Consider the following 505-nt stretch of genomic DNA (forward strand, 5'->3'; position numbering starts at 1 on the left):
CAGGTGGAAGGCGTCCGTGGTGTCCAGGACCGTACGGGATTCGTCGGCGGAGAAGGTCCGCAGGCCCAGCCGGTACGAGAGATAGGTGTCCAGGCCCTTGAGCTTGCCGCCCTCGATGCGCTGACTGGACAGCAGCAGGTGCACCCCGATCGAGCGGCCGATGCGGCCGATGGACAGGAACAGGTCGATGAAGTCCGGTTTGGCGGTGAGCAGTTCACCGAACTCGTCGATGACGACGCACAGGTGCGGCAGCGCGGCATGGTCACCGATGTCGGCGACGTTGCCTGCGTCCTTGAGGACCTGCTGGCGGCGCTTGACCTCACCGGCGAGCGAGGCGTGGACCCGCTCGACGAGCCCGGCCTGGTTCTCCAGGTTCGTGATGACACCGGCGACGTGCGGCAGGTCGGCGAACGGCGCGAAGGTCGCCCCGCCCTTGTAGTCGACGAGGACCAGGGCGAGGTCCTCCGGCGGATGCGTGGTCACCAGGGCGAGGACGAGCGTGCGC

1 protein-coding gene is annotated in these 505 nt (G+C 68.1%); it reads right to left on the reverse strand.

Annotated features, from left to right (window positions below; genetic code table 11):
- Window positions 1-505 (reverse strand): FtsK/SpoIIIE domain-containing protein (locus tag IH45_RS01000000144850; RefSeq protein ID WP_032919597.1); only part of this gene is annotated, 505 nt, incomplete at both ends.

The organism is Streptomyces rimosus subsp. rimosus (assembly GCF_000720725.1).
Lineage (GTDB): Bacteria > Actinomycetota > Actinomycetes > Streptomycetales > Streptomycetaceae > Streptomyces > Streptomyces rimosus_A.